This is a genomic window from Croceicoccus hydrothermalis, assembly GCF_022378335.1.
GTDB lineage: Bacteria > Pseudomonadota > Alphaproteobacteria > Sphingomonadales > Sphingomonadaceae > Croceicoccus > Croceicoccus hydrothermalis.
Window position 1 is genome coordinate 1 of the sequence record NZ_JAIQCI010000024.1, and the last position, 4,543, is coordinate 4,543.

At 59.7% G+C, this 4,543-nt stretch carries 6 protein-coding genes; 4 read left to right on the forward strand and 2 right to left on the reverse strand.

The window, feature by feature from the left end; genetic code table 11:
- A partial coding sequence (locus K4G67_RS13610; RefSeq protein WP_239806907.1) for a transposase occupies positions 1-229 on the forward strand: 229 nt, incomplete at its 5' end.
- 221 nt (positions 230-450) lie between these two features.
- On the opposite strand, the gene K4G67_RS13615 is transcribed toward K4G67_RS13610, so the two are convergent.
- Both K4G67_RS13615 and K4G67_RS13620 read right to left on the reverse strand, forming a co-directional pair.
- Positions 451-690, reverse strand: coding sequence for a DUF6894 family protein (locus K4G67_RS13615; RefSeq protein ID WP_239806908.1), 240 nt, complete (start codon positions 688-690; stop codon positions 451-453).
- A gap of 13 nt (positions 691-703) precedes the next feature.
- Positions 704-1,450 (reverse strand): Crp/Fnr family transcriptional regulator, encoded by a 747-nt coding sequence (locus tag K4G67_RS13620; RefSeq protein WP_239806909.1) that lies wholly within the window; start codon positions 1,448-1,450, stop codon positions 704-706.
- 401 nt (positions 1,451-1,851) lie between these two features.
- Here K4G67_RS13620 and K4G67_RS13625 point away from each other — a divergent pair, with 401 nt between their 5' ends.
- The 3 genes from K4G67_RS13625 to K4G67_RS17690 are packed head-to-tail and all read left to right on the forward strand — an operon-like array spanning position 1,852 to position 4,172.
- Entirely contained in the window at positions 1,852-3,048 is a 1,197-nt protein-coding gene (locus tag K4G67_RS13625; protein WP_239806910.1) for an alpha/beta hydrolase, read from the forward strand.
- A 45-nt stretch (positions 3,049-3,093) separates the two neighbouring features.
- Positions 3,094-3,975 (forward strand): catalase family protein, encoded by an 882-nt coding sequence (locus tag K4G67_RS13630; RefSeq protein ID WP_338026439.1) that lies wholly within the window; start codon positions 3,094-3,096, stop codon positions 3,973-3,975.
- On the forward strand, positions 3,972-4,172 hold the full coding sequence (locus tag K4G67_RS17690) for a hypothetical protein (RefSeq protein ID WP_338026440.1): 201 nt from the start codon (positions 3,972-3,974) through the stop codon (positions 4,170-4,172). Before K4G67_RS13630 ends, K4G67_RS17690 begins: the two co-directional genes overlap by 4 nt.
- Positions 4,173-4,543 lie beyond the last annotated feature (371 nt).

Sequence of the window (4,543 nt, forward strand, 5' to 3'; positions counted from 1 at the left end):
TCGCGATCTGGCCCGCGAGATCGCCACCAGCGACGCCTATCTCGTCTCACGCCGCCAGCGGAAGAAAGTCGAGATGCTGTTCGCTCGCCTCAAACGCATCCTGAAGCTGGACCGCTTGCGCCTGCGCGGTCCGAATGGAGCAAAAGACGAGTTCCACCTCGCAGCCGCAGCCCAGAACCTTCGTAAGCTGGCCAAGATGCGGCCGATGCCGAGCCTCGCACCCGCCTAAGCGGGATCGCAACGCCGCTCGCCCAGTGTCAGCCGCGAGCCAAGCCGAGCTCCGGCAGCGACTTCTTCAACAGAATAGACCCTTTAGCGGTCATTGGAGACGTTTGTAGCGTGGCTCGAAAGCTGCCGTTTGCTCAGGATCTCTGGAATGGCAGCTACGCAGCCTAAATTCGGTCGTTCAGCTCAGGAGCTCGACGCCCCAAAAGCGGCGTTCCCAGCCTGTTAAGTAAGCGTAACAACCTCGTCGTAGCCGACCCTGTCGACCTCTTCGCCTTCCGCATCGTGGATCGCGACGTAGCTCGACATCAAGATGGCCCGGCCTTCCAGAACGTCCGCGGCAATCAGCGCACGGGCATCCTGGATGGCCACTTCACGCGCGCCTTGGACCCCTTCGAGTTCGCGCCCCTCGGTGTCGCAGGTCCATCCGGTGCTATTGCTCAGATGGAAATAGAATAAGGGCATAGTGTCGTCCGCCTTAGAAATTCGCGATGGGAGCCTGTATCCCGGGATGCAGGTAGCGTTCGTTGAAATCGGCGGCATCCCGCATTTTCTGCCAGTTCGGAAAGCTGACGCTGCGCTTGTCGCGCTCGATCAAACCTTCGGCTACCAGCAGCTTGAGCGTGCGGTTCACATGCACCGGGGTGAGCCCGACCGCATCGCCCAGTTCTTCCTGTGTCATCGGCAGTTCGTAACCGTATTCCTTGGCCAGACCCATGGATTTCAGCCGGAAGCCGAGTTCGCACAGGATATGCGCGATCCGCTGGGGGGCCTGGCGGCGGCCGATATTGACGACCCATTCGCGGAAGATGGCCGCCTCCACCAGGGTCTTGGCGAAGATCGCTTCGCCGATTTCGGAATTGGACCGGGCCAGCTCCCGCAATTTGTCCCGCGGGACGAGCGCCACCGTCCCGCGCCGCAGCATCTGGACGTTGTGATCGGCGGTTTCGAGGTAGAGGTTCTGAAGGTCGACCGCTTCGCCGGGGATCTGGATGGCGATGATCTGTCGCGTGCCCGCGCGCGTGATCTTCTGGCGACAGGCATATCCGGATATGGGCACGACGCTTTTTTTAGGGGGCTCGCCCTCGCGCACGAGATAGCTCCCAGCCTCCATGGTCTGCACGCTATGTGGGAGGTCCAGCAAGGCCTGCCGGCTTTCGGGCGAAAGGCGGCATCGAAGCTCGAAATTGCGTACCAATAATTGCAGAGGATGCTCGGCATCCATCTGTCGTCTCCCGTTTATGGGCGGGAGCACGAACATACTCTCAGTCGCCGGAAACCCGGATAGACGCCCCGGCGATGATCTGACTTTAACATAAGCCAAGCCATTGATGTCAAAAATATTTTGCCTGCGCCGGTGTGCGGGAGTAGCAGCGAATTCCTACGTCATGTCCCTAAATTAGCTGAGCGTTCTTCAGGAGGTCGCGGTGCGATTGAAGTGCACCGCAAGAGGAATAACCACGATCGCCCTTCATGGGACCTTTCATCGGTTTTCTTCTCTGAGGCCGGAAACGCGACCCAGCCCGATCGTCATAACCGATTTCCGTGAGGGTAGATTTTTGGCGACATTCCAGTCGTCGCGAATTTTGCCCATTCCGTCGCTGGCAACGGCGCTAACGACGTCTCATGCGAAACCGACTGATAAACCGGAGGTTTTCTCTGCATCTTAATGGAACAGGGGCTTCCACCATGATCAAATCGGTATCGCGCAAGTTGCTGTCCGCAGTTCTTCTTACGGGCACGTCCTTAGCCATTTCAGGATGCGCCAGCGTTCCGAACGCCCAGTCCGGCATGGAGATGACCTCGCCGCGCAGCGCCGATGCACCCCCTCCGCCGGTTCCGCCGGTCGCTCAAGTTCAGCCCATGCCTGCATCTGCCGACATGAAAGCGGTGCTGGACGCTCTAGCGGCACTCGGACCGCAACCGTTGACCAGTCTCACTCCTGCTCAAGCGCGCTCGCAGCCTTCCTTCGCCGACGCTTATGCCCGCGTGGCGCAGCAGCGTGGTATTCAGCTCAAGACCGGCGTGGTGACTACCACCGACATGTCCTACGGCAGCGACGACGAGCAGATGGCCCGGATCTATCGTCCGGCGGGCACCGCGGCCGGGGCGAACCTGCCGGTGGTGGTCTACTATCACGGAGGCGGCTGGGTGATCGCCAACCTCGACACTTACGATGCCACCCCGCGCTATCTGGCCGAAGCGTTGAACGCCGTGGTTGTGTCGGTAGAATACCGGCACGCTCCCGAATTCAAATTCCCCAGCCAGCACGAAGATGCTGCCCGCGCTTATCGTTGGGTCCTCGACAATGCCAACGAATGGGGCGGCGATGTCGAACGGCTCGGTGTTCTGGGTGAAAGCGCCGGAGGCAATCTCGCCGTTGCTACTGCGATCCACGCGCGCGATCGCGGGTGGATGATGCCGGACCACATCGTATCGGTCTATCCGATCGCGGACAGCCGGAAGGACTTGCCGTCGCGCACGGATTCCGCGCAGGCCAAGCCGCTGAACACCGCCGCGTTGAACTGGTTCGGCTACTATTACATGCGGACCATGGCGGATGCGCAGGATCCGCGGATAAATTTGGTCACGGCCAACCTCACCGGCCTGCCGCCAGTCACCATCGTCAACGCGCAGATCGATCCGCTGCGTTCGGACGGTGAAACCTTGGCCGCCGCCCTTCGCCGGGCGGGCGTCGCGGTCGAACAACGCGTGTTCGACGGTGTGACGCACGAATTTTTTGGCATGGGAAAGGTCGTGCCTGCCGCGAAGCAGGCTGAGGATTACGCAGTTGGGCGAATGCGCTCCGACATGATGCGGTAGTTCGTGAGGTAGTATGGCTCGAGGTTTATTATCATCCCAAGGATCATGATGAGTATTCCATCCCCCGTTCTCTACAGCGATGACATTGAGACCCTTCGCGACGACGAGGGCGAGACAATCGAGCAACTCTGCCAGACTTTCGATAAGATCCTCGAAACGACGGCCGAGGATTACGGCAAGGCAGTGCGGTCGGTGCACGCCAAAGCGCACGGGATTCTCGAAGGCACCCTGACAATTCTCGACGAGCTGCCCGAAGAGCTTGCTCAGGGCCTGTTTGCAGCACCGGCAAAGCACGATGTAGTGCTGCGTATCTCGACCAATCCTGGCGACATCTTGAACGACGCGATATCGCTTCCCCGAGGACTCGCGATGAAGGTCATGGATGTGGCGGGTGAGCGGTTGCCGGACGCTGTCGGCACGACCCAGGATTTCGTCCTGGTCAACGCCCCCATCTTCGAGATGAAAAATGCCGAACGCTTCCTCGCTAATCTGAAGTTGCTGGCCGCGACGACGGACAAGGCGGAAGGTGCGAAGGTCGCGCTCTCGAAAGTCTTGCGTCCGCTGCAAGCTGCGCTCGACACGGTCGGTCTTGCCAGCCCAAAGATCGGCGGGATGGGCGGCGTCCCCAACACCGATCCGTTGGGTGAGACCTATTACAGCGCAACGCCCTTTCGGTATGGCGATTACGTCGCTAAATTTGGTCTGTTCCCGGTTTCGCAAGACCTGCTTTCCCGAAAGGACGAGACCATCGACGCGACGATGACAAGGACGCCATCCGGCACACGCTCTGCGAAGAAATGCGAAGTTTTCACGGTCATTGGGAATTTCGCGTGCAACTATGTCGCGACTTGGAAAAGCATCCGGTGGAGGATCCGACGACGGAGTGGGATGAAGAGCTGTCCCCTTTCCTCACCGTTGCACGTTTGACGGTCGATCCACAGGACAGCTGGGATGTCGAGCGCGTCGAAACGGTGAACGAGCACCGGCGCTTTTCAGTTTGGACCGGCTTGGCCGCGCATCGTCCGCTCGGCAACATCAACCGTGCGCGTAACGATCCCTATCGTCATTCCGCGAAGTTTCGCGAGCGCTACAATGGTTGCCCGATCCACGAGCCGGGCGCTTAATACGGCTAGGAGACGATTGCTCCATTGCTCGAAAGCAATGCGAGCATCTGCTACCGGCTTTACGATCGTCTTGTTGCCGCCCCTTCAATTCCATGCCGCCAAGCAGGACGATCCGGATCTCGAAATTTTAGCTTATCGTCCTCCATGGGCACACCTGTTTAGCTAAATCTTCCCCATGAACTAGATGGCCGCACGGGAAAGGTGGGAAACGCTAGCTAATGGGCGCCGAAGCTTCGCTCACCGTCCGCACTCTGGATTTCTGATACTGAAAGCTGCCCGTCTGCTAACGTGAAGGGTTCCGGGCGCCGGAGGCGTACGGAAGTCCCCGAAGCACGAACCGTGGGCCGCACGCGGTGCGCTATGGGGTTTTC

What these genes read in the sequence shown, in the direction of transcription:
- K4G67_RS13615 (WP_239806908.1), bottom strand. Translation starts at nt 690, where the DNA reads ATGCCCTTATTCTATTTCCATCTGAGCAATAGCACCGGATGGACCTGC.
- K4G67_RS13630 (WP_338026439.1), top strand. Translation starts at nt 3,094, where the DNA reads ATGATGAGTATTCCATCCCCCGTTCTCTACAGCGATGACATTGAGACC.
- K4G67_RS13620 (WP_239806909.1), bottom strand. Translation starts at nt 1,450, where the DNA reads ATGGATGCCGAGCATCCTCTGCAATTATTGGTACGCAATTTCGAGCTT.
- K4G67_RS13625 (WP_239806910.1), top strand. Translation starts at nt 1,852, where the DNA reads ATGCGAAACCGACTGATAAACCGGAGGTTTTCTCTGCATCTTAATGGA.